Source organism: Weissella minor (genome assembly GCF_001437425.1).
In the GTDB taxonomy this organism is placed as follows: Bacteria; Bacillota; Bacilli; order Lactobacillales; family Lactobacillaceae; genus Weissella; species Weissella minor.
In genome coordinates this window covers 20,315-23,765 of record NZ_JQCD01000022.1, presented here as the reverse complement: position 1 = coordinate 23,765, position 3,451 = coordinate 20,315, and the positions used below count along the sequence as shown (strand labels likewise).

Genomic DNA, 3,451 nt, shown 5'->3' with positions numbered 1-3,451 from the left:
CCACTTCCTAATTGAACCCATGTCATAATCTAAAGTCTCCTGTCATTTAATAAGTAGATTATACCAAAGTTCAGTAACTATGCCCAAAATAAAAAGCCTGCCATCTTTGACAGACTTTAATTCATTTAAATTTATTTACGTTTATTTATGTTTGCGACCATCAAAAGTGAGGGTCGCAAAATGCTCCCAGTAGGATTTGAACCTACGACCCAAGGATTAAAAGTCCTCTGCTCTACCAACTGAGCTATAGAAGCAACAGAAAAAGGTTACTAGCGAAAGTAACCTTTTCAAACTTTAAAACAACATCGTGATTAACGCTAAAATCGCTAGTCCACCTTGCTTGAACACAATACTCTTATCCACTGTAAAGCTTCCATATACTGCAACTCCCACAATATATACTAAGATCATGCCGAGTATACTTGAAGACTCAACAATAAATAAACTGTACAAAATGCCCAAACCAATCAATCCGTTATACACGCCTTGATTCTTAAATAAACTCTGTATTTTAACGTTCTGCAAATCATCGTACGTCATTCCAAACGTTTTGGCCGTCTTATCAGATGTCGTAGCAAACGTTTCTAAATACATTATAAAGAAAAATTCTAAGGCAACTAGAACTGACACAACTATTGTAAATATATTCATACCATAGGTACCTCCAACACTTAAAGATACTCTTAAAGAGAATTTTGTCAATTTCCATGTCTGGAAAATAATAGACACGACAGGAATCGAACCTGCAAAGATACCTAAGTATGTGGCTTTACCGTTAAGCTACGTGTCTTACCAATTTTGAAAGGAGTCTCATTACTCACGTTGAATGATCTCGCGCTAATCATTCAACACTACAATAATAACACCTTTTTTCGACTAAAAAGTGACATCATTTTCAATCAAAAATACTTCTATTCCACGATAATAAATAATCCTTAAACTCATCGCGCCACCTTATAACTGTTCTTCGATCGGTGAAGTGAAGGGTTGCAATCATGTCCCAGCTTATACGTTGTCGATAATGTTGGGAAACAACTTCATTGTGTTCCCGATCAAATGTTTTAATCGTTTCTACAATGGCACGTCGTTGCTCTTTCAGCTTGTTTAACGTTTCATCTGACTCAATCTTTACCATTGTATTTTCAACACTGTATGATCGTTTATTTTGTGCTCTGCTGCCACCAATATTTTCATCAATAGCTAATTGAGGATGGCGTAATTCTTCCTCCCGCATTTTAATCTCTAAATCCAGCCCGCCAGTAAAAAACTTCTCCAGCATTTTGTCATATTTATCCGCCAATGACTCATCCTCCAAACAATTATCAGTTAACCCCTTTATCCGAACTATAACTTATGATAGATTAATTATGGAACGTTTTCTTATATAAGGTGTCTAGATTTTTTCTAGGCATTTTTTTATACATTCATTTAAAGTACCCACACTTCCTAAAATAGAAATTTATAAATGTAAACGCTGTCATTTTAAATTTATTCATGCTTTTATATTTGTTGTAGATATTGTGAGTACTTCCATTCCTAAAAATGAAAAAATCTATTGCTAACTAATTTCTCACATATTTACATCATGCCACTGCATCCAGTGGCTTTTTTATTTACTTCAAATCAAACCATAACCATCTATCGACAGTTGGGCGTTTTTTGTTATACTTAGGTATACAGGCCCACCTCTTTTTAAACCTACGTCGTTTCTTTTCCTTACAGAAAACTATACGTCGTTTCTTTTCCTTTCTAAAATAACAACACAGGGCCTGTACACCACCACTTTTAACCGACAAAGTGGTGGTGTTTTTATTTACTTTAAAGCCTGATTTGCCAATTGCAACGCCAACAATCTTGGCTCATTATCCGGCACATCCATCAACGTCTTACCATATTCTGCAATTAGCTCAACTCTAAAATCATGAATCAAGTTCAATTTTTCTTTTCTACTTTTCGCACGCGTAACATCATTCGCTAAACTATGATCAGCATATGCCAAACCTGCCTCATAACTCTTTTTAGTAACAATTTGTCTTAAAGCAGCAACTTCCATGTTCAACTTTTTAGCAATTTCAAAAATAGACAATCCCTGGCGATGATAATCAATGTATTTGTCATATACCTGAATCGCTGTTAATCGTTTATTTTTGTTGAAAGTTTTTGCTCTGTGATTTCTCATTTCTGGATGTTCACGATTAAAACGTGTGACGTATCCACCTTGATAGTAATAACCTTTCCCACGATTCCTACTACGTGAAATATCGTCAATACTTTCTCCTGACAAACGTCGTTTTTCAAATACAAGGTACTCTGCCTCGTCTAACTTCCCTCGATAAGTACGTGCTGATGTTACTTCATAATCATGCGCTCTACGTCCACGTAATTCTGGAAAATCAGGATGTTCATCATTGAACCGTTCCACATATCCATTTCTAATATAGTAATCTGTTCCATGACTATATTGGGTTGCAATATCACGTATTGACATCCCATCTAAACGTTCACGTTCAAACTCTTTATAAATATCTTCGTTCACTTTACCGCTCCTTTCTACGGTTTAATCTAAGTTTCCAATTTCATTTTACATCCATTTCAATTTAAACCTAACCGCAAACATAAACTACACATCTTTATTGTTATTCATAAATTCAATTGCTTCAGCTAACTGATCTAATGGACTTCTTGTTGTAATCAGGCCATTACCCACATTAAGTACTAATGAAGTTACAGCTACTGCAATCCAAATTAATTGCCACGTTGCTTGATAACCACCTATTTTTGCAATGAAAAGTGCAAAACCAACATAGACAATTGATTGAACAAAATTAGTAAATAATCCTTTAAATGCGTACTTAATCACTCTTCCACCTCAACTACTTCTGTTTGTGGATTCGTCCACTTTTCTGCTTCTTCTCGTGTATCAAATTTATAAGCGTCTATAGAATATAATGGTTTTAGTGTGAACATTCCATAGCGCTTGACAAGGTACCAATGTTCGTCGTCGGCGTCTTTGATAGATTCAACAATCCACTTTTTAGGCTTCTCTGCTTCAAATTGCGGGTCGCCATTAACATGCTTAATGATTTTTAAGAACACGTTAAAATCAAGACCTACACCGTGCGTACAACGGTAATGTTCCAACTCCGGATAGCAGTTTTTAAAAAATAGGTTCATTCCAATATCAAACGTATGTCTTCCAAAATCCTCTAACTCTTCCATCATCTTTTGAGATACTTGTTCTAGTTCACTCATGATTACTCTCCTTTTAATAAATCACGCAAATCCCATATGGAAATTGATAAGCCATCACTATCCGAAATTAACTCTTCTAATTCACCATGTGTTTGACGCTTGTATACTTTAGCTACGTCATATGTGAACCCTTCATCATATGTGAAAGTCTCTTCATGCTCGCTTGGCTCTATTACAATTGGCTTTCCTTCGTCATTTC

At 35.5% G+C, this 3,451-nt stretch carries 6 protein-coding genes and 2 tRNA genes; all 8 read right to left on the bottom strand.

Annotated elements, in window-relative coordinates; genetic code table 11:
* Positions 1-181 precede the first annotated feature (181 nt).
* Positions 182-254, bottom strand: a tRNA-Lys gene (locus tag IV67_RS03360).
* A gap of 40 nt (positions 255-294) precedes the next feature.
* Entirely contained in the window at positions 295-651 is a 357-nt protein-coding gene (locus tag IV67_RS03355) for a DUF1304 domain-containing protein (protein WP_057787117.1), read from the bottom strand.
* Positions 652-722: 71 nt separating this feature from the next.
* Positions 723-790 (bottom strand) — tRNA-OTHER (locus IV67_RS03350).
* A 105-nt stretch (positions 791-895) separates the two neighbouring features.
* Positions 896-1,300: a DUF722 domain-containing protein gene (locus IV67_RS03345; protein WP_057787115.1), complete on the bottom strand. Its 405-nt coding sequence runs from the start codon at positions 1,298-1,300 to the stop codon at positions 896-898.
* Positions 1,301-1,813: 513 nt separating this feature from the next.
* On the bottom strand, positions 1,814-2,536 hold the full coding sequence (locus tag IV67_RS03340; protein ID WP_057787113.1) for a hypothetical protein: 723 nt from the start codon (positions 2,534-2,536) through the stop codon (positions 1,814-1,816).
* An 84-nt stretch (positions 2,537-2,620) separates the two neighbouring features.
* The gene (locus IV67_RS03335; RefSeq protein ID WP_057787111.1) at positions 2,621-2,860 is read right to left on the bottom strand and encodes a hypothetical protein; all 240 of its coding nucleotides are present in this window, start codon (positions 2,858-2,860) and stop codon (positions 2,621-2,623) included.
* On the bottom strand, positions 2,857-3,252 hold the full coding sequence (locus tag IV67_RS03330) for a hypothetical protein (protein ID WP_057787109.1): 396 nt from the start codon (positions 3,250-3,252) through the stop codon (positions 2,857-2,859). The genes IV67_RS03335 and IV67_RS03330 overlap by 4 nt, the downstream gene beginning before the upstream one ends.
* Before the next feature lie 2 nt (positions 3,253-3,254).
* Positions 3,255-3,451: hypothetical protein (locus tag IV67_RS09420; protein WP_201782726.1), on the bottom strand; the 197-nt coding region annotated here is incomplete at its 5' end.

Bases quoted from the DNA above. Each gene is read 5' to 3' on its own strand.
- IV67_RS03355 (WP_057787117.1), bottom strand. From the start codon at position 651: ATGAATATATTTACAATAGTTGTGTCAGTTCTAGTTGCCTTAGAATTT.
- IV67_RS03330 (WP_057787109.1), bottom strand. From the start codon at position 3,252: ATGAGTGAACTAGAACAAGTATCTCAAAAGATGATGGAAGAGTTAGAG.